Source organism: Enterococcus sp. JNUCC 77 (assembly GCF_054819945.1).
The window spans coordinates 562,315-588,970 of the sequence record NZ_JBTHIG010000002.1 but is presented as its reverse complement, the minus strand read 5'-3'; the positions used below and the strand labels follow the sequence as shown (position 1 = coordinate 588,970).

Here is a 26,656-nt window from a genome sequence, read left to right as displayed (position 1 = left end):
TCTTTTTTCGAGTATTAATTTTAATTATCCGTAATTCTAATTTCTTTTAATTACGAATTTTTGGGTCTATCGTTAAATGATTAAATCCCATTAAATTAGTTGTCACTGATTCAGACGAAATATAATGTGTCTCTGTAATTTTAAGATAATCATTTTGCGAATATCATCAAAATTCTCTAAGACGTACTTTCTTTTTCTAAGATTTTTTCATTCTTTGAGATATTGCCTGAGCCGCAAACAAATCTTGTGCCGCTATTCCCACCGTTTTAAAGAAAATAATCTCCTCGTCGTTTTCGCGCCCGATTAATTCTCCTTTTATAACGGCCCCAATATCGCCAGTAAAAGCTTCTTCGGTAATTGTTCCTTCTTTAAGAGGAATTAATAGATCTCCTGATTCCGAAAGAACCGCCTCTTCGGAATCAAAAAAGATTTTGTCGGCTTTTTTTACTAGACTTGCCGGTATTTCTTGCAGATGCGGTTGATAAGAACCCACCCCAGAAACTAGTGCCCCTTTTTTTACTTTCTCCCCATCAAACACCGGAACTGTCGAAGGTGTTACTGTGACGATAATATCAGCATGTTCAATCGCAAGATCTGAATTTTCGACTGCTTTAATCATTACAGTGGTTTGCAATTCTGCTGTCATTTTTTCAACAAATTGTAAGGCTCTTTCAAAATTTAAATCGCTCACTCTGATTTCTGATAAATTTGCAGCAACAAGCATAGCTTCAAGTTGTGTCTGCGCCTGACCACCCGTACCGATTAAGGCACCGATTTTTGCATCTTTACGTGCCAAATGTTTGATGGCTACACCGGTTGCGGCTCCAGTACGTAATTGTGTGACATAATTACCATCAAGCAAAGCTTCAAAACCACCCGTTTTTGTATTCATTACTAAAATTTGGGCGTTAATTGAAGGCAGACCTTGATTAATATTTTCGGGAAACATATTCAAGACTTTGACACAAGAAGCATCATATTCTTCGCTATATGCAGGCATGCATAAAAAAGTTCCCTTCCCTGTTCCGGTTGTTATTTGTGTTCTTAAAGGAACGTCTACTTTCCCTTCATAATAGTACTGAAAAGCCTCTTCTACTATTGGAATACAATCAGCTATTGAAAAAACTTTTTGAATGTCAATTTTATTTAAAATATTCATTCTTTCTCCTCCTTTTTTGTGAATGACGTAAAACTCTTTCTAATAAATAAAGATCCGCTGGAATACAACTCAATCATATCACCATAAAAGTATTTAAAAAATCAAATTTTTGGAAATACCCTTTAAAAAGATTTATTTGCTGAGAATTTTATAGAAGCTACAAATCGAGGGAAATTAGAAGAATAGTTGAACCTAGAAGTCCATCTGGCACTTCGATGGATTTAATATAAGTTCTTCTGGAATAAGTTATTCTATTATTATCCTGAAAAAGGTTAGCTGATATTATTTTAGACGTCTATACTTACTTTTACTTCTTAATTTAAAGCTAGTTATTAAAATATTCGGTGGTCTAGTGTACAATGTAAGTTATTAATCAGGAGAGAAGGAGTATTTATGAAATTAGGAATTAAAACAGGTTTAGCGCTTGGTTTGTGTTTGGTGGGATTACAAGTTACTGGGACAAAAGTGTTAGCCACAGAAATCAATGAAAAAGATTCACAGATCCAACTTACAGAAGATCAAAGTGCGTATCAAAAAGAAAAACAAGCAGCGTTGGATGCCGGCTATACATTGGCTCAATTTGAAGCAGTGATGGCTACGCCAAATATCGCTTCAGCACAGACAATTCAAACTTTTGCTGACACTGCTGCTTTGACTGAGCAACAAAAAGTAGTCAACTTAGCACAAGCCCAAGTCGGCAAACCATTTGGTTGGGGTGCCGCTGGACCAAGTGCTTTTGACGCTTCAGGATTAGTACAATATGTATTTAAAAATGCAGTGAATATGACCGTTCCTGCCCCAAGTACTTCCCAAGAGCGACTGGGCAAAGACGTTAGCATGAATGCTTTAAAACCAGGTGACTTATTATTTTGGGGAACAAAAGGGAATTCTAACAATGTCGCTATTTTTATTGGCAACGGACAATATATTTATTCGCCGGGACCAGATCAAAATGTCAAAGTTGGCCAAATTGCTTGGTATAAACCTGATTTTGCCAAAAGAATTTTAAGTGACGGTGTGCAAAAAGTACCAGGTTTAGATGGTCAACAAGCCAACGAAAAATATGTGTTTAGACTGTACAACGCAAACGAAGGCAATCACCATTACACCCAAGATTTAGCTGAAGCCACCAACTTACAAAATATTGGCTGGACGTATGAAGGTGTCGCGTGGGCTGCACCAACGACGGGTGACACAACTTATCGTTTATACAATCCTAATAATGGTCGTCATTTCTACACTTTAAGCTCCCAAGAAAATACTTGGTTAACAACAATTGGCTGGGAAAGTGAAGGCGTATCATGGAATTCAGGCGGTAATGTTCCAGTCTATCGAATCTACAATCCGAACGCTATTGGAAGCCAAGACAGCCATGTCTACACAACTAATTCTGGTGAGAAAAACAACTTAGTTAGTCTCGGTTGGAAAGATGAAGGCACTGCTTGGAATGCGGAACGGGCTATTCAATAATAGAATGCAAGTTAAAAAAGACGAGATACCTAGTGTATTCCGTCTTTTTTCATTGGACATCTGTTTAGGCTTTTCTAACTATTTAATAAATTTTTTTTTAATCTAATTTCACTTCACCATTGATAATTTATTGGTAACCAATATTTTTAAAACGCGTTTTCTAATCAGCGAAAACGATGCTGTGTTTAGCTATCGAAGTCATCTTTCTCGCAACCTACCAGAAAAATAGAGGAATTTAATATTTTTTACTGTAACTTTCTTGAAAATTCTTTAACATAGCTGATTTTTTTCAATCATGCTATAGTTTTCGATAAATACCAAGGAGGAGACAAAATGACAGTAAAAAAATTACCATTCTTTCTCATAATGACCATTCTTTTTCTAACTTTGTCTGGTTGTCAAAAGAATTCACAAAATAGCACTTCCATTAGTTCAAGTACGCTACAATCTAGTAAAAAAGCACCTCAAGTAGATGCGTCTGAATCATCGGATAAACAGGAGGCTCCCCTTTATCCCAGTGGTAGCTTACTTCAAGCTGTAACAACAGGAGATTTAAATGAAACGACAAAGATTCTTAATTCCGATCACTATAATACTAATGAAGTTAATGAAAAAGCCGAAACAGCTTTAATGATTGCCGTTCATAATAATCAAATCGATATTGCTAAACAATTAATTGACGCTGGTGCTGATGTAAACAGCCAAGATAATCTTCAAGATAGTCCTTATCTTTATGCAGGTGCTGAGGGTCGGACTGAAATTCTTGCCTATATCCTCGCCCATGCGACACCAGATCAATCCATCGTCAATCGTTTTGGTGGGAATGCACTTATTCCCGCTGCAGAAAAAGGCCATCTTGAAAATGTAAAACTACTTTCAGCGGATAAACGGGTCAATATCAATCATCAAAATAATTATGGTTATACTGCCTTAATAGAAGCAATCGCTTTACGAGATGGATCGCAAGTTTATCAAGATATTGTTGCTGAATTACTAAGAAATGGCGCCGATCCGACGATAGTAGATAATTACGGGAAATCCGCTATAGATTATGCCCATCAACTAGGCTATCAAAATATCTCAAACTTGCTTACTACTACTGAGCAATAAATTTTTCTTGAAAGAATGCCACAGCTTAAACATGCTATAATTAGTGCAGTAATATTTAGCATCAACAATTTATTTTGAATGGAGAAATCAATATGAATCCTAATCCCCATGATATTAAATTAGTTGCCGTAGATATGGACGGCACTTTTGCTCGCAGTGATTATACTTATGATATTCCACGCTTCAAGGCTATTTTAGCTCGAATGAAAGCTGTTGGCTGTCAATTTGTCGTAGCCAGTGGCAATCAATACTATCAGCTGCGCTCACTTTTTCCTGATTATTATGATGAATTGAGTTTTGTGGCAGAAAACGGCGCTTTGGTGAAAGACAAGAAAGAAGTCCTTTTTTCTGGAAATATACCGAAAGAAACCATTTTGACAGTCCTTGAATTAGTTAAAAAACATCCCGAAATCAAAAATGTCATGTGTGGTTTAAATAGCGCCTATTGTGAACGTGGAACCGTTAGTCAAGAATTTTTTCAGTTAACCAATATTTATTATCATAAATTAAAATGGGTCACTGATTTTGCCGAGGTAAACGACCAAATTTTAAAATTTGCGCCAACTGTTCCCGCGGAAAAAACAGATTATTACTGTAATTTATTTCGTGATGAACTAAAAGGCTCATTAACTCCTACCAGTAGCGGTCATGGTTCAGTTGATTTAATCATTCCAGGTTGTCACAAAGCTGCCGGTTTAGAAAAATTAGTTCAACGATGGGGCATTACTCCGGAGCAATGTGTCGCTTTTGGAGATGGCGGAAATGATCTTGAAATGCTGGCTTATTGCGGGATCGGTTACGCAATGGATAATGCCCCTGCCAATGTAAAAAAAGTTGCCGATCAAGTTTGTCCTTCTAATGATAACGACGGCGTACTAGTTACCTTAGATGAATTGTTCCCAATTAATTAGAAAAAAACAGCTCAACAAACCAATTAATGCAAATAAAAAAAATTATTTTTCTATTTGTGATGATTATCGATCTTTGTTACACTATAAATGTCTGCTAAAACAGGCAAAGAACTTCTATCTAGAGGAGGTAGTCATTAGGGGACTACCTCTTTTTTGATGACAAAAAGAGCTCTCACATTTTTGCAAGAGCAAGATTTTCACTTATTTGCTTGGTTTTTCTACTTTTTTAACAAACTTATTGATAAATGCTAATTCACCGCTAACAACTAAGAAAAATAAAAGCCCACTTACCAACAAGTTTTTCGTCACATAAAAAAGTCCCCCAGCTAATATTAGGGCAATTAAAAATGCTATCCCTGATTCTTGATTCATTTTCTCCCCCTCTTTATAACAACCTAGATTTAATTGTAGATTGGTTTGGTTATCTTATTGGAAAAATGTAAAAAAAATCAAATATTTTTTAAGTTAAATACGCCTTAATTAATAGATCGATGGCTGCAACCCCCGCTGAAATTATATCCTCAGCTTCCTTTTCAGTATGCTCGCTATACAGCACTTCATCCACCAAAGAGGCAATAAAATCAAAAATAATCGTGGACAATATTTTTATTTGCTGTGGATTGCTTTGATTAGCATAATATAAAAAATGTTCGTACGTGAGATGTTTCATCTTGTTTTGTTGTTCGCGGACAACTTTTTTTACTTCTGGCACTGTCATCGCCAACATCTCAATTTCTTGATGAAAGGCCTCATCCTCCACTGATATAAGTCGATCAATTAAGTTTACTAACCATTTTTGAGTATCGGTTTTGAATAGCTCAAAGGATTGAGATTGATTGATTTCAGCAAAAATTGTCAAAAAAGTTTGATGGTACTCCTCGACTAATTCGATTAAAATATCTTCTTTGCTATTGTAATAAGCATACAATGTGCCAATAGATAGGCCGGCTTCTTTCGCAATTTCATTGGTAGACACATTAAAAAAATTTCTTTCAGAGAACAATTTTCGAGCAGTTGCTAAAATTTTCGCTTTTTTTTCGAGAGCTCTTTTTTGTAATGGTTTTCGAATTACTTTGTTTTCAGTCATGATTGCCCCTCCAATATTTCTCTCATTTTACCTCTCAGTTAGAAAATATTCAATAAATCGAGTTAAAACTCATGAAATAAACATTTGACATCACCTTTTTTTAGTATTATATTTGCAACACGATAAAAAAACTGAGTAATAACTCATATTTAAAAAGATGGAGGCTTATCATGAATAAAAAAATCTTACTTACTGTTGCAATGTCGATTGGCATCTTTTTGGTGATGCTAGATACAACCATTATGAATATTGCTTTACCCGCAATTCAAAAAGGTTTGCAAATTGATTTAACTAAATTATCTTGGGCATTAAATGTCTATACGATAATTTTTGCTAGTTTGACCATTCCTTTAAGTAAATTAGGAGACATCTTTGGCAAAAATAAATTATTTCTTTTAGGTTTGTTTTTATTTGGATTAGGTAGTTTTATGGCTGGAATTGCCACATCTTTTTTGATTTTAATTGTCGGCAGGGTCATTTCCAGTTTGGGAGCAGCATTATTGTTACCGTTAGGAAATACGATCGGGCTTTCTGCTTGGAAAATTGAAGATCGCTTTAAAATCGTGGCTATTTTAGGATTAACTCAAGGGGGCGCCGCGGCAATTGGACCAACCTTGGGAGGTATTTTGACTGATTCATTCAATTGGCATTGGATTTTTTTAATAAATCTGCCTCTTGTGGTTCTGGGACTAATTTTGTGTTTAACCACTTTAAATTTTAAACATGAAGAAAAAAGAAAAGAGAAGGTTGATATTAGTGGTAGTTTGCTTTCAATGCTCAGCTTATTTTTTATTACACTGGGATTAATAAAAGTTAGGGAGTGGGGTGTGGCTGATGTGCGCTTCATGACTTGTGTCTTTATAGGCGTGGTGCTATTTGCTCTATTTGTATTAATCGAAAAGAAGGTCGCATTTCCTATGATTGATTTGCAGCTTTTTAAAAATAAAAATTTTTCGCTGTCAGCTTTGGTGGCTTTATTGGCCCAATTTTTCTACATCGGAGTGGTCGTCATTTTACCCACTTATTTAACAAATGTCTTTCATCAATCGGAATTGCAGGCCGCATTAATTCTGCTACCAATGTCAATCACGGTCTTCATTTTTGGTGGTTTAGGCAGCTTGGTAATTCACAAACTGGGACCACGCCTATTAGTCTTTATTGGAATCATGTGTATTCTGATGGCCTACCTTTTCTTGGCTAATTTCAATGGACAAACAAAAAATTTATTATCGTTGGTTTTATTCATTCTGGGTATCGGCTTTGGTATTATTTCTGGCCCAATCAATGTGCTGGCTGCATCTAATTTACAAGGAAGCCTGCTGACCAGCTCTCAAAGTATTATTAGTGTGGTTCGTCAAATTGGTTCTGTATTAGGTGTATCCTTTTTTGTATCCAACATGACTGGTAACTTGACAGCGCTAAAAACATTTACCTTTTCAAACATCAATCATGCCTACTTGTCTATTTATCAAATTTGGCTACCGGTACTGGCACTTTTATTACTAATCGCCTTGGCATATCCTAAAAAAAGCGATTATTCAAACGATGCTACTATAGAATAAATAAGCACTTGAGCATATTTGATAAAAATATCCCCTCAAGTACTTTTACTCAAATAATATCCGTTCTTTTTTTGTAGGGATTCCATTAGTTTTCGTTACCCATCCTCCATTTTGAAAAACTTGATAATCATCAAAAGCACAAGGGAGTCCTTTGGCATTGGCAATATCTAAACGATCCATGACCTGTAAATGTAGATGTGGGGCAAAAGAATTTCCTGAATGACCGACTTTACCAATGATTTCACCAGTTTTTATCTGTTCACCGACAGCGACCTCAATCGAAGCTTGTTGAAGATGGCATAATGCTACAAAAATATTTTCCGCCATTTTGATAATCACGTAATTTCCAGCCACTTCTTGGACATTATTACGACGAGGGTGAAAATTTTGACCGTTGTCTCTGGCTTTAGATAAATCTTTTCGTAAATTGGTTCGTTTGGCTTCAGGAAAACCATCTTTTGCAACCACAATTTCACCATCACAAGGGGCATAGATTGTTTCTCCCCAGCAATAATAATCTTCTACCGGTATGCCTTTTTGTAAATACTTCAGCAATCCACCTTGGTAAGCTGGTTTTCCTAGTTTTTTCCAATCTAACTGAACAAAATCATACGCGTAAGTCGTACCGAATTTATCCGAACCATGACTAGGAATTTGACTGCCAGGCGTATTGGGTGTATGCCATTGACCTTTTAACGGTGCTGATAAAATAACCGGATTTTCCATATTTATTTTCCTTTCTGTTAGCTTCATGACAAGAAATAAAATGGCTAGAGTCAACAACACCGCAATAATCTTATTCTTCGTCAACATAAAATAGCTTTCTCAATTCAGCAAGATACTCATCTAAAAGCTGCGTGGTTTTTGTTAGATCTAAAATTTCTCCATCTGCCAATAGCTCGCTAATCAAGCCTTGATTACTCCAAAGAATGATTTTTTTAGCCTTTCCGATATCCACATTTTTGCGGAATTTACTAGCATCGATTTGCTTAAATAAATCTACTTGGCAATTAAAAGAGACCTGATCTTCTTTACTTGCTAAAAAGCTATTAATCACTTCTGATTTGGTATCCCCTTTTAAATTTTCAATCAATAACACATCAGGATAGGTTTGTAATATTTGAATTTGTAAAAGATACGATTGTCTCAGACGTACGAATACATCTTTTTGCTCGAGATCCAGCTTTAAATAATATTCCTGATGAATCAATTGATGAAAATAATCGTATACTAGCATAAATAATTCCTGTTTATTTTTTACATAATGAAACATCAAGCTTTTAGAAATACCAGATTTTTTAGCAATTTCATTAGTTGAAGCTTGATCAAATCCCCGCTGAGTAAATTCTTTTAAGGCAGCATTTAATAATGCTTCTTTTCGTTCCTTTGGCATATTTAATAACTGTTCCATCATATTCCTCCAACCGTATTGACCTGTTAGGACAAATTGAGTTTAGCAAAATTTACCTAATAGGTCAAATAGATAATGAAAAATTCGTTACCTATCATTTTATGTAAGACATTTTTTCTCTAAGCTTTTTGTATCTAATAAGCACAGATGCTAAAATAAGTATTACTAAAAGGAGGGCGCAACCTATGTTTAAACGAGGAATTTTTGATTCATAAAAACGCATCAATATCCTTTATCAGAATCGCTTCTATTTTACTATCAGGTTACTGCGAATCTGATTTTTGACTTAATCAATTGGTATTTTAATAATCGAAACTTTTATTTATTTTCGTTTCAACTATAAATAAAAAACAATATCAGGAGTGATCCCTTTGCTTGAGAAAAATTTTGATCAATTTGTAACTGATTTAAAAAATTGTACTCGTTGCGCCAATTTTTTAAATCCAGCACCAGTCTTTTTAGGTAATCAAGACGCCAAAATAGTACACATTAGCCAAGCCCCTTCCTATAAAGTTTCTCAAACCAAAAAGCCTTTCACCGATGCTTCTGGGAAAAAGCTACGAGATGAATGGTATCAGGTGAATGAAGAAACTTTTTACGACCCAGCAAAATTCTGCTTTTTAGCAGTAGGCTTGTGTTATCCGGGAAAAAACAAAAGTGGCGGTGACAAACAACCGCCAGCTATTTGTTCAAAATTATGGTTAGATCCTGCTCTTGATTATCTACAAAACAAGTTATTTATTTTGGTTGGCAATAAAGCCGCACAGCATTTTTTTAAAGGACAAGATTTTGCTGAATTGATCTTCCAGACCCAAGAAATTCATGGCAAACCAACGATTGTTTTGCCGCATCCCTCTCCTTTAAATATCAAATGGTTCAAAGACCATCCAGATTTTTATCAGTATCGCTTACCAGAAATTCGTGCAATGGTGCAAACAATGCTCGAAAAATAAACAGCTGCGAAGATTCGCGGTTGTTTTTTTTAAGGTAATAATAGCAAACCTTTTTTCTAACAGTAGAATCTTGAACGCCCTCTTTATTTTTGACATAATTTATTTTCATTTTCCCCTTGACTTAAAGTCCACTTTAACGAGTACACTAAATTTATCTTATACAAGAAAGTAGGAATTTTATGAAATCTGCAATTTTTGAAAAAGCCGGACTAGTATCGGTGGAAGAAGTTGAAAAACCAACCATTCAAGCAAATGATGATGTCATCATCAAAATCGTTCGTGCCTGTGTTTGTGGCTCTGATTTATGGTCTTATGCCCACGGTGACAATAAAGAACCTCATTCTGTCAATGATGGTCATGAAGCTTTAGGAATCGTTGAGGAAATTGGTTCAGAAATTACCACAGTAAAACCTGGCGACTTTGTTATCGTACCATTTACCCACGGCTGTGGTGAATGTGATGCTTGTCGAGCTGGTTTTGATGGTACTTGTGACCGCCACAAAGGCGCAACCAATTGGTCAAATGGTTTCCAATCTGAATACGTGCGTTTTCATTATGGTAACTGGGCGTTGGTAAAAGTTCCTGGACAACCAGCAGACTATACAGAAGGCATGATTAAATCACTTTTGACTTTAGCAGATGTAATGCCAACAGGTTATCATGCGGCGCGTTGTGCTCATGTTGAAAAAGGTGATAAAGTTGTCGTTATTGGCGATGGTGCAGTTGGACAATGTGCTGTTATTGCCGCAAAAATGCGGGGTGCTTCACAAATTGTGCTGATGAGCCGTCATCAAGATCGGCAAGAGATGGCCTTAGCATCTGGCGCGACAGCGGTTGTAGCAGAACGTGGCGAAGAAGGAATCGCTAAAGTTCGTGAAATTCTGGGAGGCGGTGCTGATGCTGCCCTTGAATGTGTTGGAACAGGCCCAGCAATTGAGCAAGCGTTGGGTGTCTTACACAATGGTGGACGAATTGGCTATGTGGGGGTTCCTCATTACAATGACCGCCCTATCGGTTCAACTTTTGCCCAAAATATTTCAATTGCCGGTGGTTCTGCTTCAGTAACAACTTACGACAAACAAATTTTACTAAAAGCTATACTTGATGGCGACATCAATCCAGGTCGGGTGTTTACTCAAACTTATGATTTAGCAGATATTAATCAAGCCTACACTGATATGCAAGAAAGAAAAACAATTAAATCTATGGTTGTTGTTTCTGATCTTGTTTAAAGACCAATTTACCAAGAAAAAACAATCCGTATTGGAACGAATTCAAATAGATTTTATGGAGTGGAGAAATCCGCTCCTTTTTTTGTTATTTTTTTGTAAAGTGATTTTCTCTTAAAGTTTCCTCCGAAAAATATCTATTTAACATATTTTTTTATGATATAATGAATAAAAATAGAAAAGGTGGTATCACAATGGGGAAAATTGAAGAAATTAAGTTTATTGAGGCCGGCAAACCTGCTGACTACGAAAAGGCTGTATCAGAAGCTATCAAAGAACTACAATCGAAAGATTTAACCGTGGAAATTAATCCTACTATGGCAGCTGCTCAAAAAGGTGTCGGTTATATGTATTCTGCAGTTATTGTAGGAAGAAAATAAGCATAGGTTTACTTAGCGTAAAATCTCATAACCAAGACTAAAGTTGGATAACTTCTTTTTATGATTGCTGTAAAATTTAGTTATAAGATTTACAGCAATTTTAGGAGGTATAGGCATGATTAATAATCGATTCGTCGTTCGAAAATGGGCTTTGGTTGTGGCGGTAGTTTTAACTGTTTTAGCAGTAGTTGATTTATTTATTGGAAATTTTAGCCCAATGGGAGTGAATTTCTTTTTTAAACAATTAATTATTATTGGGAAGTTACTCCTCCCTCTGTGTTTTTATGTGCTAGCTTTTAAACCAAAAAAATACCCTCCGGCTGTCTTTCATTAGGCAGTTTTTTTGTGCAACAATATCGCTAATTGCTATAATTTAGCTAGAAACGAAAGGAAGATGACTATGACTTTTCTTGCCATTCTTGCTGGGATCGGTGCAATTTTTAATTATTATGCGGTCACTGCTGGAATCTATTCGTTATTTTTAGCAATCTTTTTGCAAATCCTTTTATTATTACTAGCAATTATTGCCGGGATTGGCTTTCGTGGTCAGTGTTCCCGTCGTAGCTATGATGGCGGTTGGTACAAAGTTGCCACCGTTCGTTTTGCCTTGATTATGATTTCTTTACTAGGTAATTTATCAATCTTTATCGTTTTTATTTTAAATCAGCTAGGATATTTGTCAGGATTTTAAGGGTAGTTTTATTTATGTGGTTTAGATCATCTTTCCCCGCTACTTTATAAAAGCTAAATAAACCAGTTGCCAAAATCAGAGTGATTGGCAACTGGTTTATTGATATTTTTAGACCAAGATCCCTAGTGATTACCGATAATCGGTTTGTCCATTCTTCCAAGCTCGGTCTGCTGTGGAGAAAGTAAATGCTGATAGGTATACAGTTTCCCTTCCTTTAAACTACAGCTTGTATAACCTGTTCGGTCAGTAAATAGCGAATAATCAGGAAACTCATCAACACCAAATGATAAGGCTTCTGCCATTATTTGTTTTTTACCAGCAAATTCTCCACTGCTAGCTTGATGAATATGCCCGACAAAAATACCTATAGTATCACTTTTCGCAATCACTTCTTCAAATCCAGCTGGAAGTTTGGTAGCAATCGCAGGATCTTCCCAGGCTAGTGGATGATGAACTAACAAAATAGTTCCTTTTTCTGCCGGCTTTGCCAACCATTTTTCCAATTGAGCCAGTTGACTATCAGAAATTTTTCCTTCATGATGATCATCTTGAGCAGAGTCCAAGCTAATAATTCTTAGACCACGTATTTCGGTACAATTTAAATACTCTTGGGAATCATTTGCCTCAACCCCCATACCTTCGAAGAAAACAGCTCGTCGATCGTGATTGCCGCGACAAAAAAAGTAAGGTGTTGTTGGTAAATAATGATCTAACATTTTTCGTAACGCTTGATAATCGGATACTTCACCCTCATGTACCAAATCTCCAGTCAATAACACAAAATCATAATCCGTCAAAGGTAAATCTTGTAATAACCGTTCTAATGCTAAGCGAGGATTTTGAGTCTTGGAAAACATCGCTGCAGTAAAATCATTGGTTTGATAATTTTCTCTGAAATGGGAATCAGATAGATGCAAAAAGCGCATGGATGTTGCCTCCTTCTTCTGTTAAATAATTTGGATAACCGAGATTCTCTGTTGTGCGATAATCAAAAAAGTGAATTTTTTCTGCTTTCAAAGCCAGGTTAACGTTGTCGCCAATTTGCCAGTCGGGACGTTCATCCAAAACAATCATCTCCAAAACGCCTACCTGAACAGTGTAGGCATAGCTTTGTCCCAAAAGCTCGCGATATTTAATTTGGCCTTTTAACTGACTAGTTTCTTTGGTAAAACTTAAATGTTCAGGACGAATTCCTAAATAAACTGCACCGTTAACATTAGCTAATTTCTTTTGCCATGCAGGATTTAATGGTAAAAATTGATTAGCAAACTTAATAGTCCCTTGATCATAAGTAACTTCTAGCACATTCATTCCTGGTGAGCCGATAAAATTTGCGGTAAAAGTATTACTTGGCTTGGCATAGACATTTTGTGGTGTATCCACCATTTGAATTTTTCCTTCATTTAATAAAACGATTCGATCTGCCAAAGTCATTGCTTCGATTTGATCATGAGTGACATAAACAAAAGTCTGCTGATAACGTTGATGAATTTTCACCAATTCTTTACGCGCATCTAAACGTAAGCGCACATCTAAATTCGATAACGGTTCATCTAACAGAAAATAGTCACTGCGTTTAACAACTGCACGAGCTAACGCCACCCTTTGTCTTTGCCCACCGGATAAATCTTTTGGTAAACGATCTTTATAGGGCGTTAATCCCAGCATCTCTAGCGCTTCTTCCAAACGAAGCTGAATATCTGCGGCCTTGAGTTTATTTGCCTTTAAAGCAAAAGTAATATTTTCGCTAACTGTCATATGAGGATATAAAGCATAATTTTGAAACACCATAGCGATTTCTCGCTCGCCGCAGGGCATTTGATTCGCTGCTTGGGTTCCTAAAAATAATTCCCCGCTAGTTATTTTTTCCAAACCAGCAATCATCCGTAGCAAGGTGGATTTCCCAGAGCCAGAAGGACCTAATAAAACAATCCGTTCTCCTGCTCCAACAGCTAAATCAATTTCTTGCAGGATTGTTTGGTCCCCATATTTTTTCCCTATTTTTCGTAACTCAATTGTTTTTCCCATGAAAATTCCTCCAATTTATTTGATACCCGCAGAAACAAATGTCCCGATAATATATTTTTGAAAAATGGCATACAGCACCAGCGGTACGAACATCGTAATTAAACTGATGGACATGGCTACCGTAAAATTTGTTCCTCCTTCTGAACTGATATAAGTTTGCATCGCCAGCGGTAGCGTATAATTTTCCACTGTCCGCAAAATTAAAACCGGCCAAACATACTCATTCCATGAAGTAATAAAAAACCAGATTCCGGTAGAAGTAATCGCATGTCGCGTTAGCGGAAAAACAATTTTCCCCATAATCGCAGGCTGTTTGATATTATCTAAGGCTGCAACATCTAATAAACTAGCAGGAATTTCCCGCATGGTTTGTGTCAGTAGAAAAATCCCCATGGCATCTGCAAATTGCGGTAAAATCACACCCCAAGTAGTATTAATTAAATTTAACTTTGCAATCAATAAGTAATTAGGAATCATTGAAACTGTAAAAGGAATAAACATCGTCCCAATAATTACTAAATACCAGATTTTTTTGCCTTTTATTCGACAATACGTAAAACTGTAGGCTGCAAAAAAAGCGACTACCAGCTTAACCACTGTTATGACACTAGCAATAAAAAAGGTATTACCAGTAATTTTTAAGATCGGCAGATTGTCAAACAAATATCGAAAGTTCTCTAACGTAAAAGGCTGCGGGATCAAACTAGTAATCGTCTGATATGCTTCTTTCAAAGGCTTAAAAGAATTGGCGATGATAAATAGTAAAGGATAAATAATGATTATTAAAATGGCAATAAATAATAGATGGGGCAATAATCGTTTAATTTTCATAGTAAACTCCTTTTTCAACAAATTTGAAAATCAAACCTAAGAAAACGGCAAAGATTATCAAGGTCAATACTGAAATTGCCGAAGACTCCCCAACTTTGTACATTTCAAAAGCCTTTTGATAGGCATAATAAATCACGTTGGCACTCCCGTTATTGGGGCCGCCGCGGGTGATAATCTTGATTGGTGTAAAAACATACTGTAGTCCTTGCACAATCGTCATGACTAATAAATATAAGCCCGTTGAACTACTCATAGGCAAAACAATCTTAAAAAATATTCGCCACATAGGTACCCGATCCAGCTTTGCGGCTTCAATCATTTCACGATCGATCCCGACGACTGCCGCAAAAATGACAATAAAATTATAGCCAAAAACTTTCCAAGCAGTGATACCAGCAATCACTGCAATTACCCATCCTTGAAGATTCATCCACATTGGCAACTTCAAACCAAAATGACCTAATAAGATGGCGATTGGTCCAGACACTGGGTTCAAGATCCAAGTAAAAACCATCCCTGCCACCACTAGCGAAATTACTGCGGGAATAAAAAATAGTGGCTTATAAAAATTTTGCCATTTCTCCACTACTACCCCTAAAAGAAAGGAAACAATGTATGGAACGACACAACTTAATAAAACAAAAAGAATCGTATAAACCAAAGTATTTTTCAACACTTTATGAAAAACTGGATCGGTCAAGACCTTACTATAATTAGCAAAGCCAACAAAATCTTTGGTAGGTGAAACCATATTCCAATCAAAAAAACTTAAATAAATCGTATAGATCAAAGGATAAAAAACAAAAATTCCCAGCAGAATAACCGCTGGTGCCAAGTAAATATAACCGATGTAACGCTTCATCAAAGGCAAACTCCTTATGTAAAGCAGTCAGTTAGTAGATGAAAAATTCCTGTTTTTCCTACTAACTTGACTGCTTATTATTCTTATTTGAGTAACTGATTGATTTCTTTTTGAGTTGCTTTCATAGTGTCGCTCACATCGTCACCAGCTAAAATCTTATCTCGCATATCTAACAACTTTTGTTCGGCTTCTAAGCCAGCATCTCCAGGGAAAGAACTCCAGCTGACCATCTTATCCATTTGATCAATCGCCGGTGTCATCATTTGATTTTCAGCCAGAAAAGTTTTTAAACCATCTTCTGCATCAGCCACATCTTTTCTTGGTGGTAAGTAGCCTGTACCTTCTGTCCATCTCGCCATTGATTCAACGCTGTAAAGATACTGTAAAAAGTCCCAAGTGGCTGCTTTTTTCTCATCTGTTTGAGAAGTCACTGCCAACATTGCGCCACCAGCTGGCAACTTCACTTCTTTTCCTTGCCAACTAGGGGACTCGACCGCGGTTGCTGCAAAAGGACTGTTGCTTTGAATATTGTTTCTTTGAGCAATTGTCGTGTAAACCATCCCCACACTGCCATCTATAAAACTTTGCACACCTTGTTCCCAAGTCGTATGAAGAGCAGTTTCATCTTCCACCATACCTTGATACAATTCATAAGCCGCAATACCATCATTAGAAGCAAACGCTGCTTTTCCATTTTTGATAACGTTAGCGCCATTACTTTCTAAAATGGCTTGCTGAGCCCAATTATCAGCGGGTTCTTGGATATATACACCGTAATTGCCGGTTTGTTCTTTAATTGCTTGTGAAAAACTCTGAACTTCTTCCCAAGTTTTGGGACCATTTTCGTCTAAACCAGCTGCTTTTAACATATCTTGATTTAAATACAATACCGGATTACTAATCGAATAAGGAATCCCAACTTGTTTGCCATCCTTTTCCGACAGCGCCATAATATTATCTAAGAAGTGATCCTTAAAAAAATCAGCATTATCAGGATCAACCTCTTCAACTAATGATTGTGGATCAGTGTATTCAAAATTCTCGGCAAAATAATCTTTAAATGCCCAGCCAACTTGCACCACATCAGGTACTTCATTAGACGCAACTGAAGCTTGTAAATTTTGCATTAATCCTTTGTACATATCAGGATTGTATTTGGCAACAACCTTTACTTTGTCCTGTGACTGATTGTAATCTTCCACCAATTCATTAACCGTTTTTCCCCCTTGGGTATCTGCATTGACATGCCAATACTCAATTGTTACGGGCTCATTGGATTTTTTGGTCGTATCAGCATTACCACTACCACAAGCTGCCAGTCCCAAAATACTCAAGGCTGAAACGGCACCCAAAATCATTCTTTTCTTAAACATTGATTCCCTCCTAATTTACCTTCTTGACTATTTCTCTAGCCAAAATCAGTATAAAGAACCTACGTAAATTTAATGAAAAAGTTTTGTAAATTTTCAGTATTGTTTTGGTTTAATATAATTTCCTCTAGAAAAAGCCTCACAACTTCCTAGTAAAGTTACTAAGTCTCTAAAGATAGAAATTAAAGAAGAGCGACAAAAAAAGCCCATTTTCATGGACTTTTATTCCCTCTATATTGTTCTTTGGTTAATTGATAAATCACCCACGTAATCATTTTGCCGGTTTCTTTGGGGTCTTTATCGCTATAAGGCATGGTGGCGATTTTTTCTAGTCCACTTTTGGTTAACACTCTGCCAGATGCTGTATTTTCCAGTTGATGTTTGGCAATTAAGCGATTAAAACCGATTTCTTCAAAGCCAGTCACAAGCAACTGGCGACATGCTTCAGTCGCTAGTCCTTGCCCCCAATATTTTTTATTGAGAATATAGCCCAATTCACCGGTCATCATTTCTTCATTTAAATCATGGTAGTCCAAAGTGCCAATCATTTTGCGATTTTTCTTTAAGACCATTGCATATTTTCCTAAAGGTTCGGCTAAGAAAAAACGCGCCAAATCGTGTTTAGTGTGGTTTAAACTTTGATGGGTGGGAAATACAAAACGGGTATTTTCTTCGTCGCCGGCATATTCCAACATGTCATCGGCATCAGTGATTGCCAACGGTCGTAAAATCATCCGTTCCGTTTCTAATTGGCGGTGCTCATAAAGCTTTAAATATAATTGATTCATTCTTTCAGCTCCTCAAAAAAACTGCTATCAAAAATAGCTTTGACAGCAGTTTACCACATTTATTTACGAGCTAAAAACTGAAAATCAACTGCATTAGCTTTTTCAGCCATTTCTCTTTCATCAACATTAACTAACTGCCCATCACGAACCACCACTTTACCAGCAACAACGGTATTGGCTACTGAATTTTTCCAACCAACTGTTCCTAGTAAAGATTTCGGATCTTGCAAGGTACCGACTAAAGCCAAGTTTCTAGTGTCAATCATAAATAAGTCACCGGCTTTACCAACTTCTAATGAGCCAATATCTTTTCGACCCAATAAAGTTGCACTACCTCGTGTAGCCATCTTCAAAATATCATAACCAGTTGGCGCTTTAGTAGAAGAATTTAAGCGATGCAGTAGATAACTCACCCGCAAATCTTCCAATAAATTTGAGCCATCATTGCTGGCAGAACCATCAACACCTAGTCCCACCGGCACGCCTAATTCTAACATCCGCGGCACTTTACAAATACCTGAAGACAATTTCATATTAGAACATGGACAGTGAGCTACCCCTGTCTGAGTTTTTGCCAAAAATTTCAATTCATCATCATTAAAGAAAATTCCGTGGGCATACCAGACATCGCTACCAGTCCAACCTAAAGTCTCCATAAATTCTAACGGACGCATATTATAATGCTCTTTTACATAAACTTCTTCATCCATCGTTTCCGCCAAATGAGTGTGCAAGCGTACCCCTAAATGACGCGCTAATTTTGCCGTTTCTTTCATTAAATCAGTGGTAACACTAAAAGGTGAGCACGGAGCCAAAACCACTTGATGCATTGAAAATTCAGCAGGATCGTGGAATTTTTTGACGAGACGTTCTGAATCTTTCAAAATCGTGTCAATATCCTGCACGACAGAATCTGGTGGCAAGCCGCCATCTTTTTTGCTCAAATCCATACTGCCTCGCGCCGCGTGTAATCGCATACCCAGCTGATCAGCACTAGCAAACTGCGCTTCCATGATGCCACTTTCACTACCTTGCGGAAAAACATAATGATGATCGAAAGCTGTGGTACAGCCAGTTTTCAATAATTCTCCCAAACCTGTCATGGTAGAATAATAAATCACTTCGTCATCTAAATTTTTCCACAACTCATACAAATAAACCAGCCAATCAAACAATTCCATATTTTGCACATCAGGTAAATTCCGGGTAAATGTTTGATACAAATGATGATGGGTATTGACTAGACCGGGATAAACCAAGTGATGGCTGGCATCAATTTCTTCATCGGCGGTTTGATAATCCGGTCCGATATACGTAATGACACCGTTTTCAATTAAGAGATTGACATTTTCCAACACGCGGTCTTGATCATCACAAGTCACCATCGTCTTGGCATTCTTGATTAAAAGCTTCGACATTTTTTTCTCGCCTCCTGTTTAAAATTACACGTTCATCTTATCACAAATAATTCAGGTTGTATAAATATTTTTTGTGGCAAAAAAATTATTTTTATCCTTTATTTATGGCTAAAATAACAAAAAAGCATTCCATTACGTCTCATAATATAGAAAAAAATTAACCCTTTCCAAAGTACACCATATAGACATTTAAAAAAAATAGTAGTTTATTTTTTTATTTTATCCTGATATAGTAAAATAAAATGGCATTTTTGGGGGAGAAAAAATGAAGGGTATTATTCTTTTTCAATCAAAATACGGCGCAACAAAGAAATACGCTAATTGGTTATCTGATAAAACTGGTTTTTCCTGCGTAGAAACCAAGAAAGCGAAAATTGAAATGGTCCAAAAATTTGACACGATTATTTTAGGTGGAGCTATCTATGCATCAGGAATTTCGGGATTGTCATTCTTAAAAAAACATTTCAATGCCTTGATGGATAAAAAAATTGTGATCTTTTGTATAGGCGCTTCACCTTACGACGAAGCGACAATTCAAGCAATGATCCAGCACAATCTGAAGAAAGAATGGTCTGATATTCCTTTTTATTATTGTCGTGGTGCTTGGGATATGGCTGCTATGACTGCAATTGATAGAAATTTATGCCGAGTTTTACGTAAATCAGTTAAGAAAAAGAATCCTAACGACTATCAATTATGGGAGAAAGCATTGATGGCTGCTGGCGATGAAAGCTGTGACTGGACTGACATAAAATATATTAAACCCATTCTAGACGAGTTAAATAGATAAAAATCATTAAATAAAAAGCAGGACGACGGTTATTTAAAATAGCTACTGTCCTGCTTTTTTAGGTGAATAGTGCCGCCAAAGTTAATCCAATTTTTCTAAACTTTGGTTAGCAATATTGGAGTAGATTATTTTAAAAAGTATACAAACGATTTATTGACAAAAAAACAAAACCCAAAAATCTGAGTTTTGTCTTTCTAAATTTATTCAAATATTTCTCTTACGGCCGCTTCAATCCAATCAAAATCAGCTACTTCAATCGTTCTTAAATCCAAATAATTCCGTTCATTTTTCACTCGTGAAATAATCGGTACTTTTTGCTCACGTAGTTTGGTTTGTAATTCATCGGCAGTATCCGTCTGACTTTTTAGTGTTACCGCAAATGTTGGTAGCAGGTGCTCAGGGTAAGAACCACCGCCGATTTTACTATCGTCTGGTAAGACTTCCGCTTGTAGTTGGTCAGAAATATCAACTAATTTCTCTTTTAAAGCCTGTGCTTTTTCAGCGATTTCTTCTGGTTTTTGGGCAATCATTCTGAGTGTTGGAATCTCCCGAATTGCTTCCTTTTCATCCAAATAAAGACTTAAAGTTGCTTCCAAAGCTGCCAAGGTCATCTTATCAATTCGAATTGCCCGCAACAATTGATTTTTCTTCATTTGTTCAATATATTTTTTCTTACCAACAATAATACCAGCTTGTGGTCCACCCAATAATTTATCACCACTGAAGGTTACGATGTCGGCACCCAATTTTAGGACTTCACGAATGGATGGTTCATATGGCAACCCAAATTGACGCATATCAATCAATAAACCTGAGCCCAAATCATCAATCAAAGGAAGCCCATGTTCTTTAGCTAATTCAGCTAACTCTGCCAAATCCGCCTTCGCTGTAAAACCGATAATCCGATAGTTACTAGTATGAACTTTTAATAAGGCACCTGTATTTTCATTGACACCTTCACGAAAATCTTTAATGTGGGTGCGGTTGGTGGTACCGACTTCAACAATTTCACCGCCTGCCGCCGTCACTACCTCAGGAATCCGAAAAGCACCACCGATTTCGACTAATTCTCCACGAGAAACTAAGACTTCTTTTTGATCAGCCAATGTATTTAGCGCTAGTAAAACCGCCGCCGCATTATTGTTCACGACAATCACATCTTCAGCACCTGTTAATTTTTGAATCACCGAAACTAAGTGACTATAACGGGAGCCTCGTTGCCCGTTTGATAAATCAAATTCCAAATTTGAATAATTGAAACTGACTTCATTTAATTGTTGTCGCACTCGCTCAGATAGATTGGAACGTCCTAGATTGGTGTGTAATATTGTACCGGTAGCGTTGATTACCCGCTTGAAGGAATATTGATGTTTATCTAATTCATCTAAAGTCAAAGCGATAATTTCTTGTTCACTAGGCGCTTCAGTCATGTCACCAGCTAAAACTGCCTGCCGAATTTCAGCTAAAATTTTTTGTAGTCGTTCTTTGACTTTCGAATGAGTTAATCCCTCGTTTGGAATTTGTTTTAATAACAAATCAACACTCGGTAATTGCGCTAAAATTTTCTGTATTTGGTTTGCCATACTTGCCTGTCCTTTCTAACGTTGCGCTAAATCTTTCAAAGCTTCAATCGCTAAAACGACTTCAGCCTTAGTAGTAAAACGTGAAAATGAAAAACGAACGGTGCCGCGATCTGCTGTGCCTAATGCTTCGTGCATCAACGGTGCACAATGATAACCTGGTCGCGTAGCAATTTCAAATTCCGACCACAATAAATCACTCACGATTGCCGATTCCGCATCTTTGATATTTAATGAAAAAACATCTACCCGTGGTTTGGTAAAATCACCATATAAAGTAACCTCTGGCATTTTTTGTAGTTCAGTGACAAATAATTCTCCCAAATCATTGGATTGATAGGTATTTTCCAATAACCATGCGACACTAGCACCTAAACCAGCAATCCCAGGTACATTTACAGTGCCGGCTTCTAATAACGTCGGCAAGCGCTTGGGCTGTGTCTTAGAAAAACTTTGCATCCCATCACCACCAGTTAAAACCGGCTCTAATGGTAAATCTTTTTTCAAACAAACACCACCCGTTCCCTGCGGACCGTATAAACTTTTATGACCAGTGAAACATAGCGCATCAATGCCCTCATCTGATAAATCAATAGGCACTACACCTGCTGTTTGCGAAGCATCCACCACTAAATATAAATCATGCTCACGACAGATTTTTTTGATTGCAGCCAAATCAACTAAATTTCCCGTTACATTTGACGCATGGTTGATGACAATTGCTTTGGTTTTTGTAGTTATTTTTTCAACGAACTCCGCTAAATTTAATTCGCCAGTTACAGATGAGCTGCTGACAAAATCTAGCGTTATCCCACTTGTTTCCAGTTGATATAGCGGGCGCAAAACAGAATTGTGTTCCCAGCTAGTTGTAATTACGTGATCACCAGCTTGCAGTAAGCCTTTTAACACTTCATTTAAAGCCACAGTGGCGTTGTTGGTAAAAGCTACTTCGTAATTTTGATTAGCATGAAAAAGTTTTTTTAGATTTTCCCGTGCTTCATCCACTACTTGATAAGCGTTCAAAGAATAACCGTGGGCGCCACGAGATGGATTGCCATAGGCATCAGCTGACAAAATTTCCGCTACTTTTTTGGCCACTACTGGTGGTTTTTGCAAGGTCGTCGCAGCATTATCGAAATAGTAACCCATTTTATTTCCCCTTTTCTCCTAAAACACGGTAGTTTTCAACACGTTTCGTCACATTTTCTTTATCCAAATATTCTAAAATTAACATGGAAGCTTTACGGCTAGATTGGGTCATGTCACGGAAATCTCCCAGCGCCATTTGCTGGTGTTCAGCAATATATTTTTTAATTAAGTCTATGGCCTCTTGATAAACTTTTTTCAGAATAACAAATTCATGAGTTAAAAAGATAACCCTATCGCCATTCATTGCCTCTAAAACTTCCGGTGCATTTTTATCCAACACTTCTAAGTCTTCTTTTTTAACTGGCGTATAACCACTATCAGCTAACATTCTTTCAATTTTGGCTTGAGCAACTTCTTGATATTTATTAAATGTGACAGTGAACTCAGCTAAAGCAAGCTTGTCATTGGCTGACTTGATTAATTGATTTTCGGTTAATAATTGCAGCAAAGCAGTAATCTCTTTATCCGATAAATTTTTTCGTAAACGTGAGCGGAACTCTTCAGTTGGAATCCCTTGGCGTAAACGGAATTTCTTATGGTACTCATCAATAATAGCTATTGCTTGTTCTTCTAATTTGGCATAGCTTACTGACGTTAAATAACCGACTTTTGTTTGAATCAACTGATTTTCCGTGACCATCTCTGCCAAAATTTCGGTCAACTCGTTTTGAGCAGTGCCTAGATAATCGGCCAATTCTTTTGCAGTTGTAAATGGTTGTTTTTTATTGGTCATAAAGTCAGCAATAATTTCTTCAGTACTGCCTTCTTCTTTAGCCTTCAAACTTTCTAAGACTTCTACTTTAAATCGGCGATGCTTGCTTGGCGCAGCATCTAACACTTCACCACCAGCAATCGTCTCCATTGGTGAATAGGCCCGCAAAATAAAATGATCTCGTTCTTTGACAGCCACTTGTTCTTCTAAGCGCAACTGTAAAAAACCTTCTGTCCCAGGTGCAATCCATTCTGCACCTAAAGGAACCGTTCGTGCCATGACTTCTCGCGTGCCAATTAATAACCGCACACGATCCCATAAGCCAATCCCATTTTCTACTTCTGGCAAACATTTTATTTTAACATCCAACATCCAAGTATCATGTAATTTGTCAGAAATTGACAAGACATCCCCTCGTTGAATCTCATCTTTACTCAAATTAGCTAAATTCAAAGCCGTTCGTTGACCAGGAAAAGCTTCTTCCACATCAGTTTCGTGGACCTGGATATTTCGTACCCGCACTTTTTTCCCTTCTGGATATAAATTTAATTCGGCACCAACCTTAATTGGACCATCCAATAACGTGCCAGTAATAACCGTCCCAAATCCCTTGACACTAAATACCCGATCGACATTGATACGAGCTTGTCCATTTTGGGTAGTTTCACTGATATTTTCCGCATGGGTCTGAATTCTTTCCAGTAATTCAGGAATACCTGTGCCGGTCACAGCGTCAGTTTCGATAATTTCTGCATCGGCTAATGGTGTTTCTTTTAATTGCTCTCGAATATCATCAACTACTAGTTCTTTTAAATCAGGATCAACGGTATCAACTTTAGTCAACACAATCAGAAAATCTCGAATTCCTAACAAGGTTAAAATATCAATATGTTCCTTAGTTTGAGGCATGATACCTTCTTGGGCATCAATCACCAATAACACTAGATTAATTCCCGGAAGCCCAGCTACCATGTTTTTGATGAACTTTTCATGACCAGGAACGTCGACAATTCCCACACGCATCCCGTTTTTTAAATCTAAATAGGCAAAGCCCAAATTAATCGACATGCCGCGCTTTTTCTCTTCCTTCGTGGTATCGGTTTCAATCCCCGTCAAGGCCTTAATCAGCGTGGTTTTCCCGTGGTCGATATGTCCGGCCGTTCCAATAACAATATTTGCCAAGCTAATCTTCCTCTCTTTTTTGATATGTTGCTTTCAAGCCCTCTTGCTCCCCAATATAATAGCCTTCTGATTTCACTTCAGCTTGTTTTAATAACGTATCTAATTGCTGATGATTTTCCAAGGGATACTTTAAAGAAAAGCCGCAACTGGCGTAAATCTTTTCCGGAGTGGGAATGATTCGCGCCTGTAGTTGGGCTTCTTTGGCAATTTTTTCAGCTTTCATCGCTTCATGGGTTGAGTAAAAGAGGGCGACGCCAAATTTCTCCATCGCCAAATACTCCTTAAAATAATTTTTATGGTTTCACAATCCGGTCAGATACCCGCATCATTTCGATAATGCGGAACATATTAGTAACTTCACCGACAGCCACTTGATCGGTAATTTCAAAGAAGTTCAAACAAGCACCGCAAGCATAAACTTCTACACCATTATCTTGTAATTTTATCAAATCTTCTACTGAGTCAGAGCCTTCAATCACAGACTGCACACCACCATTGTAGAAAATAATTTTACTAGGTAAAACATCCTGCTCGGTTAATGAATAAATAAACATTTTTAATAAGTTTTTACCTAATTCTGCTGAGCCTTGACCGATCGTGTTAGTGTCAATCACCACAATATAATCGTCAGACTTTGGTGCAACCACAACTTCTTCAGTCACTTCTGGATCAGGAATATCGGTTTCTTCGCCGTTCGCTTTTGAAATTACGACTGTATAATGTTGAGGACTATCTTGGTTCATTTGATAGACATAACCTAATTGATCCGCCATCTTACGCAAGTTCTGTGTAGCAATTTCATTATCGACTAACGTTTCTACGGCTTCATGTTCACGTAAAGCTTTTTTTGTTTCAATAACCGGTAATGGGCAAGCCATTCCTAATGCATTAACTTTAAACATAACCTATTCTCTCCTTAATAAACGATAATATCTTTTTCTTCTCTTGGAATCACCACGCCGAAATCTTCTGCTGGAATACCAGCTGATTGTAGCTCTGAAACTAATTTTTCTGCATCAGTTTCAGGTACTGAAACCAATAAACCACCTGAAGTCTGTGGATCATATAACAATTCTTCAATACCAAAATCTTCAATCGTGAAATCCATCTTGCTCTCCATATAATTACGATTGCGTTGCCCGCCAGCTGTTAAAATAAATTCTTTGGCGGCAGTATAAGCTTCCTCAAAATACGGTAGTTTTTTTGAATAAATTTCAGCGGAGAATTTTTCTCCCACCATCTCATGTAGATGTCCAGCTAAACCAAAACCTGTCACGTCGGTACAGCTCGTGATTGGATAATTGCGAATAATATCCATCGCATATTTATTCAAAGTTTCCATTGATTTAGTCGCTTGATTAAAAGCGTCTTCTGATACTTCACCTGCTGAATAGCCGACAGTTAAAATGCTAACGCCTAATGGTTTAGTTAAAATTAAATGGTCACCAACTTGACAAGTGTTATTTTGATAAATTTTTTCGGGATCAACAGTGCCTGTCACAGACAAGCCATATTTGACTGAGTGATCATGAATTGAATGACCACCGGCTAAAATTGCGCCAGCTTCTTCAACTTTTTCTGCCCCACCTCGTAAAATTTCTTTTAATATATGTAAATCTTTTTCTTCTGGAAATGCTACGATATTTAAAGCCGATAACACCGTTCCACCCATCGCATAGACATCACTTAGGGCATTGGCTGCCGCAATTTTTCCAAATAAGTAAGGGGCAGTCACCATTGTTGGGAAAAAATCAACCGTCTGGATAATCGCCAAATCATCTGTTAGTTTAATAACAGCAGCATCATCCGTTGAATCAAAGCCCACTAATAAGTTCTCATTTTTTGACTTAGGTAAATCGGCTAAAAGATCACCTAAATTCCCCGGTCCAATTTTGGCATTACATCCGCCACATACAATTAATTGTTGCACTGATTCCATCTCTGTGCACCCCTTTCCACTGTCATATTATAACAGTTTTATGT

The 26,656-nt window shown here is 37.1% G+C and carries 28 protein-coding genes; 10 read left to right on the top strand and 18 right to left on the bottom strand.

Annotated elements, in window-relative coordinates; all coding sequences use genetic code 11:
* Positions 1–196: 196 nt before the first annotated feature.
* Positions 197–1,159, bottom strand: a complete 963-nt coding sequence (locus ACVWNY_RS15815; protein WP_454071925.1) for an ornithine cyclodeaminase family protein — start codon at positions 1,157–1,159, stop codon at positions 197–199.
* A gap of 393 nt (positions 1,160–1,552) precedes the next feature.
* Between ACVWNY_RS15815 and ACVWNY_RS15810 the strand changes: the two genes are divergently transcribed.
* The 3 genes from ACVWNY_RS15810 to ACVWNY_RS15800 all read left to right on the top strand — a co-directional run bounded on the left by ACVWNY_RS15810 (position 1,553) and on the right by ACVWNY_RS15800 (position 4,650).
* Positions 1,553–2,629, top strand: a complete 1,077-nt coding sequence (locus ACVWNY_RS15810) for an NlpC/P60 family protein (protein WP_454071924.1) — start codon at positions 1,553–1,555, stop codon at positions 2,627–2,629.
* Positions 2,630–2,962: 333 nt separating this feature from the next.
* Positions 2,963–3,739: an ankyrin repeat domain-containing protein gene (locus ACVWNY_RS15805; RefSeq protein WP_454071923.1), complete on the top strand. Its 777-nt coding sequence runs from the start codon at positions 2,963–2,965 to the stop codon at positions 3,737–3,739.
* A 92-nt stretch (positions 3,740–3,831) separates the two neighbouring features.
* Complete coding sequence (locus ACVWNY_RS15800) at positions 3,832–4,650, top strand: Cof-type HAD-IIB family hydrolase (RefSeq protein ID WP_454071922.1); 819 nt, start codon at positions 3,832–3,834, stop codon at positions 4,648–4,650.
* Positions 4,651–4,851: 201 nt separating this feature from the next.
* Here ACVWNY_RS15800 and ACVWNY_RS15795 read toward each other — a convergent pair whose 3' ends face one another.
* Both ACVWNY_RS15795 and ACVWNY_RS15790 read right to left on the bottom strand, forming a co-directional pair.
* On the bottom strand, positions 4,852–5,022 hold the full coding sequence (locus ACVWNY_RS15795; RefSeq protein WP_454071921.1) for a hypothetical protein: 171 nt from the start codon (positions 5,020–5,022) through the stop codon (positions 4,852–4,854).
* A gap of 88 nt (positions 5,023–5,110) precedes the next feature.
* The gene (locus tag ACVWNY_RS15790) at positions 5,111–5,737 is read right to left on the bottom strand and encodes a TetR/AcrR family transcriptional regulator (RefSeq protein WP_454071920.1); all 627 of its coding nucleotides are present in this window, start codon (positions 5,735–5,737) and stop codon (positions 5,111–5,113) included.
* Positions 5,738–5,907: 170 nt separating this feature from the next.
* On the opposite strand from ACVWNY_RS15790, the gene ACVWNY_RS15785 reads away from it, so the two are divergent.
* Positions 5,908–7,299 carry a DHA2 family efflux MFS transporter permease subunit gene (locus ACVWNY_RS15785; protein ID WP_454071919.1) on the top strand — a complete coding sequence of 464 codons (1,392 nt, stop codon included), beginning with the start codon at positions 5,908–5,910 and terminating at the stop codon, positions 7,297–7,299.
* Between the two features lie 45 nt (positions 7,300–7,344).
* On the opposite strand, the gene ACVWNY_RS15780 is transcribed toward ACVWNY_RS15785, so the two are convergent.
* Together ACVWNY_RS15780 and ACVWNY_RS15775 are read right to left on the bottom strand one after the other, a co-directional pair.
* Complete coding sequence (locus ACVWNY_RS15780; protein ID WP_461211748.1) at positions 7,345–8,112, bottom strand: M23 family metallopeptidase; 768 nt, start codon at positions 8,110–8,112, stop codon at positions 7,345–7,347.
* A complete protein-coding gene (locus tag ACVWNY_RS15775; RefSeq protein WP_454071917.1) occupies positions 8,096–8,710 on the bottom strand; it encodes a TetR/AcrR family transcriptional regulator in 615 nt (204 codons plus the stop codon). The genes ACVWNY_RS15780 and ACVWNY_RS15775 overlap by 17 nt, the downstream gene beginning before the upstream one ends.
* 371 nt (positions 8,711–9,081) lie before the next feature.
* Between ACVWNY_RS15775 and ACVWNY_RS15770 the strand changes: the two genes are divergently transcribed.
* The 5 genes from ACVWNY_RS15770 to ACVWNY_RS15750 all read left to right on the top strand — a co-directional run bounded on the left by ACVWNY_RS15770 (position 9,082) and on the right by ACVWNY_RS15750 (position 11,963).
* Complete coding sequence (locus tag ACVWNY_RS15770) at positions 9,082–9,663, top strand: uracil-DNA glycosylase family protein (protein WP_454071916.1); 582 nt, start codon at positions 9,082–9,084, stop codon at positions 9,661–9,663.
* 179 nt (positions 9,664–9,842) lie between these two features.
* Positions 9,843–10,895, top strand: a complete 1,053-nt coding sequence (locus ACVWNY_RS15765; RefSeq protein ID WP_454071915.1) for a zinc-binding dehydrogenase — start codon at positions 9,843–9,845, stop codon at positions 10,893–10,895.
* 191 nt (positions 10,896–11,086) lie between these two features.
* Positions 11,087–11,272: a hypothetical protein gene (locus ACVWNY_RS15760; protein ID WP_218325552.1), complete on the top strand. Its 186-nt coding sequence runs from the start codon at positions 11,087–11,089 to the stop codon at positions 11,270–11,272.
* 115 nt (positions 11,273–11,387) lie between these two features.
* A complete protein-coding gene (locus ACVWNY_RS15755; protein ID WP_454071914.1) occupies positions 11,388–11,606 on the top strand; it encodes a hypothetical protein in 219 nt (72 codons plus the stop codon).
* 66 nt (positions 11,607–11,672) lie between these two features.
* Positions 11,673–11,963, top strand: coding sequence for a hypothetical protein (locus ACVWNY_RS15750; protein WP_454071913.1), 291 nt, complete (start codon positions 11,673–11,675; stop codon positions 11,961–11,963).
* Positions 11,964–12,085: 122 nt separating this feature from the next.
* On the opposite strand, the gene ACVWNY_RS15745 is transcribed toward ACVWNY_RS15750, so the two are convergent.
* The 7 genes from ACVWNY_RS15745 to ACVWNY_RS15715 form a co-directional block, all read right to left on the bottom strand.
* Positions 12,086–12,889: a metallophosphoesterase family protein gene (locus tag ACVWNY_RS15745; RefSeq protein WP_454071912.1), complete on the bottom strand. Its 804-nt coding sequence runs from the start codon at positions 12,887–12,889 to the stop codon at positions 12,086–12,088.
* Positions 12,867–13,991, bottom strand: a complete 1,125-nt coding sequence (locus ACVWNY_RS15740) for an ABC transporter ATP-binding protein (protein WP_454071911.1) — start codon at positions 13,989–13,991, stop codon at positions 12,867–12,869. The genes ACVWNY_RS15745 and ACVWNY_RS15740 overlap by 23 nt, the downstream gene beginning before the upstream one ends.
* Positions 13,992–14,006: 15 nt before the next feature.
* Positions 14,007–14,822, bottom strand: a complete 816-nt coding sequence (locus ACVWNY_RS15735) for a carbohydrate ABC transporter permease (RefSeq protein WP_454071910.1) — start codon at positions 14,820–14,822, stop codon at positions 14,007–14,009.
* Complete coding sequence (locus ACVWNY_RS15730) at positions 14,812–15,684, bottom strand: carbohydrate ABC transporter permease (protein ID WP_218325546.1); 873 nt, start codon at positions 15,682–15,684, stop codon at positions 14,812–14,814. Before ACVWNY_RS15730 ends, ACVWNY_RS15735 begins: the two co-directional genes overlap by 11 nt.
* Positions 15,685–15,767: 83 nt before the next feature.
* Positions 15,768–17,057: an ABC transporter substrate-binding protein gene (locus ACVWNY_RS15725; RefSeq protein WP_454071909.1), complete on the bottom strand. Its 1,290-nt coding sequence runs from the start codon at positions 17,055–17,057 to the stop codon at positions 15,768–15,770.
* A 209-nt stretch (positions 17,058–17,266) separates the two neighbouring features.
* The gene (locus ACVWNY_RS15720; protein ID WP_454071908.1) at positions 17,267–17,842 is read right to left on the bottom strand and encodes a GNAT family N-acetyltransferase; all 576 of its coding nucleotides are present in this window, start codon (positions 17,840–17,842) and stop codon (positions 17,267–17,269) included.
* Positions 17,843–17,901: 59 nt separating this feature from the next.
* Positions 17,902–19,260: an 8-oxoguanine deaminase gene (locus ACVWNY_RS15715; protein WP_454071907.1), complete on the bottom strand. Its 1,359-nt coding sequence runs from the start codon at positions 19,258–19,260 to the stop codon at positions 17,902–17,904.
* A gap of 265 nt (positions 19,261–19,525) precedes the next feature.
* On the opposite strand from ACVWNY_RS15715, the gene ACVWNY_RS15710 reads away from it, so the two are divergent.
* The gene (locus tag ACVWNY_RS15710; RefSeq protein WP_454071906.1) at positions 19,526–20,050 is read left to right on the top strand and encodes a flavodoxin domain-containing protein; all 525 of its coding nucleotides are present in this window, start codon (positions 19,526–19,528) and stop codon (positions 20,048–20,050) included.
* Between the two features lie 200 nt (positions 20,051–20,250).
* Here ACVWNY_RS15710 and selA read toward each other — a convergent pair whose 3' ends face one another.
* From selA to selD, 6 genes are read right to left on the bottom strand one after another with little or no spacing between them, the layout of a single operon-like run.
* Complete coding sequence (selA, locus tag ACVWNY_RS15705) at positions 20,251–21,633, bottom strand: L-seryl-tRNA(Sec) selenium transferase (protein WP_454071905.1); 1,383 nt, start codon at positions 21,631–21,633, stop codon at positions 20,251–20,253.
* Positions 21,634–21,648: 15 nt separating this feature from the next.
* On the bottom strand, positions 21,649–22,779 hold the full coding sequence (locus ACVWNY_RS15700) for an aminotransferase class V-fold PLP-dependent enzyme (protein ID WP_454071904.1): 1,131 nt from the start codon (positions 22,777–22,779) through the stop codon (positions 21,649–21,651).
* 1 nt (position 22,780) lies between these two features.
* Positions 22,781–24,673, bottom strand: coding sequence for a selenocysteine-specific translation elongation factor (gene selB, locus ACVWNY_RS15695; RefSeq protein WP_454071903.1), 1,893 nt, complete (start codon positions 24,671–24,673; stop codon positions 22,781–22,783).
* A gap of 1 nt (position 24,674) precedes the next feature.
* Complete coding sequence (locus tag ACVWNY_RS15690; protein ID WP_454071902.1) at positions 24,675–24,941, bottom strand: putative Se/S carrier protein; 267 nt, start codon at positions 24,939–24,941, stop codon at positions 24,675–24,677.
* Between the two features lie 25 nt (positions 24,942–24,966).
* Positions 24,967–25,575, bottom strand: a complete 609-nt coding sequence (gene yedF / locus ACVWNY_RS15685) for a sulfurtransferase-like selenium metabolism protein YedF (protein WP_454071901.1) — start codon at positions 25,573–25,575, stop codon at positions 24,967–24,969.
* A 14-nt stretch (positions 25,576–25,589) separates the two neighbouring features.
* Positions 25,590–26,612: a selenide, water dikinase SelD gene (gene selD, locus ACVWNY_RS15680; RefSeq protein WP_454071900.1), complete on the bottom strand. Its 1,023-nt coding sequence runs from the start codon at positions 26,610–26,612 to the stop codon at positions 25,590–25,592.
* Positions 26,613–26,656 lie beyond the last annotated feature (44 nt).

Bases quoted from the DNA above. Each gene is read 5' to 3' on its own strand.
- ACVWNY_RS15815 (WP_454071925.1), bottom strand. From the start codon at position 1,159: ATGAATATTTTAAATAAAATTGACATTCAAAAAGTTTTTTCAATAGCT.
- ACVWNY_RS15810 (WP_454071924.1), top strand. From the start codon at position 1,553: ATGAAATTAGGAATTAAAACAGGTTTAGCGCTTGGTTTGTGTTTGGTG.
- ACVWNY_RS15805 (WP_454071923.1), top strand. From the start codon at position 2,963: ATGACAGTAAAAAAATTACCATTCTTTCTCATAATGACCATTCTTTTT.
- ACVWNY_RS15800 (WP_454071922.1), top strand. From the start codon at position 3,832: ATGAATCCTAATCCCCATGATATTAAATTAGTTGCCGTAGATATGGAC.
- ACVWNY_RS15795 (WP_454071921.1), bottom strand. From the start codon at position 5,022: ATGAATCAAGAATCAGGGATAGCATTTTTAATTGCCCTAATATTAGCT.
- ACVWNY_RS15790 (WP_454071920.1), bottom strand. From the start codon at position 5,737: ATGACTGAAAACAAAGTAATTCGAAAACCATTACAAAAAAGAGCTCTC.
- ACVWNY_RS15785 (WP_454071919.1), top strand. From the start codon at position 5,908: ATGAATAAAAAAATCTTACTTACTGTTGCAATGTCGATTGGCATCTTT.
- ACVWNY_RS15780 (WP_461211748.1), bottom strand. From the start codon at position 8,112: ATGTTGACGAAGAATAAGATTATTGCGGTGTTGTTGACTCTAGCCATT.
- ACVWNY_RS15775 (WP_454071917.1), bottom strand. From the start codon at position 8,710: ATGGAACAGTTATTAAATATGCCAAAGGAACGAAAAGAAGCATTATTA.
- ACVWNY_RS15765 (WP_454071915.1), top strand. From the start codon at position 9,843: ATGAAATCTGCAATTTTTGAAAAAGCCGGACTAGTATCGGTGGAAGAA.
- ACVWNY_RS15760 (WP_218325552.1), top strand. From the start codon at position 11,087: ATGGGGAAAATTGAAGAAATTAAGTTTATTGAGGCCGGCAAACCTGCT.
- ACVWNY_RS15755 (WP_454071914.1), top strand. From the start codon at position 11,388: ATGATTAATAATCGATTCGTCGTTCGAAAATGGGCTTTGGTTGTGGCG.
- ACVWNY_RS15750 (WP_454071913.1), top strand. From the start codon at position 11,673: ATGACTTTTCTTGCCATTCTTGCTGGGATCGGTGCAATTTTTAATTAT.
- ACVWNY_RS15745 (WP_454071912.1), bottom strand. From the start codon at position 12,889: ATGCGCTTTTTGCATCTATCTGATTCCCATTTCAGAGAAAATTATCAA.
- ACVWNY_RS15740 (WP_454071911.1), bottom strand. From the start codon at position 13,991: ATGGGAAAAACAATTGAGTTACGAAAAATAGGGAAAAAATATGGGGAC.
- ACVWNY_RS15735 (WP_454071910.1), bottom strand. From the start codon at position 14,822: ATGAAAATTAAACGATTATTGCCCCATCTATTATTTATTGCCATTTTA.
- ACVWNY_RS15730 (WP_218325546.1), bottom strand. From the start codon at position 15,684: ATGAAGCGTTACATCGGTTATATTTACTTGGCACCAGCGGTTATTCTG.
- ACVWNY_RS15725 (WP_454071909.1), bottom strand. From the start codon at position 17,057: ATGTTTAAGAAAAGAATGATTTTGGGTGCCGTTTCAGCCTTGAGTATT.
- ACVWNY_RS15720 (WP_454071908.1), bottom strand. From the start codon at position 17,842: ATGAATCAATTATATTTAAAGCTTTATGAGCACCGCCAATTAGAAACG.
- ACVWNY_RS15715 (WP_454071907.1), bottom strand. From the start codon at position 19,260: ATGTCGAAGCTTTTAATCAAGAATGCCAAGACGATGGTGACTTGTGAT.
- ACVWNY_RS15710 (WP_454071906.1), top strand. From the start codon at position 19,526: ATGAAGGGTATTATTCTTTTTCAATCAAAATACGGCGCAACAAAGAAA.
- selA (WP_454071905.1), bottom strand. From the start codon at position 21,633: ATGGCAAACCAAATACAGAAAATTTTAGCGCAATTACCGAGTGTTGAT.
- ACVWNY_RS15700 (WP_454071904.1), bottom strand. From the start codon at position 22,779: ATGGGTTACTATTTCGATAATGCTGCGACGACCTTGCAAAAACCACCA.
- ACVWNY_RS15690 (WP_454071902.1), bottom strand. From the start codon at position 24,941: ATGGAGAAATTTGGCGTCGCCCTCTTTTACTCAACCCATGAAGCGATG.
- yedF (WP_454071901.1), bottom strand. From the start codon at position 25,575: ATGTTTAAAGTTAATGCATTAGGAATGGCTTGCCCATTACCGGTTATT.
- selD (WP_454071900.1), bottom strand. From the start codon at position 26,612: ATGGAATCAGTGCAACAATTAATTGTATGTGGCGGATGTAATGCCAAA.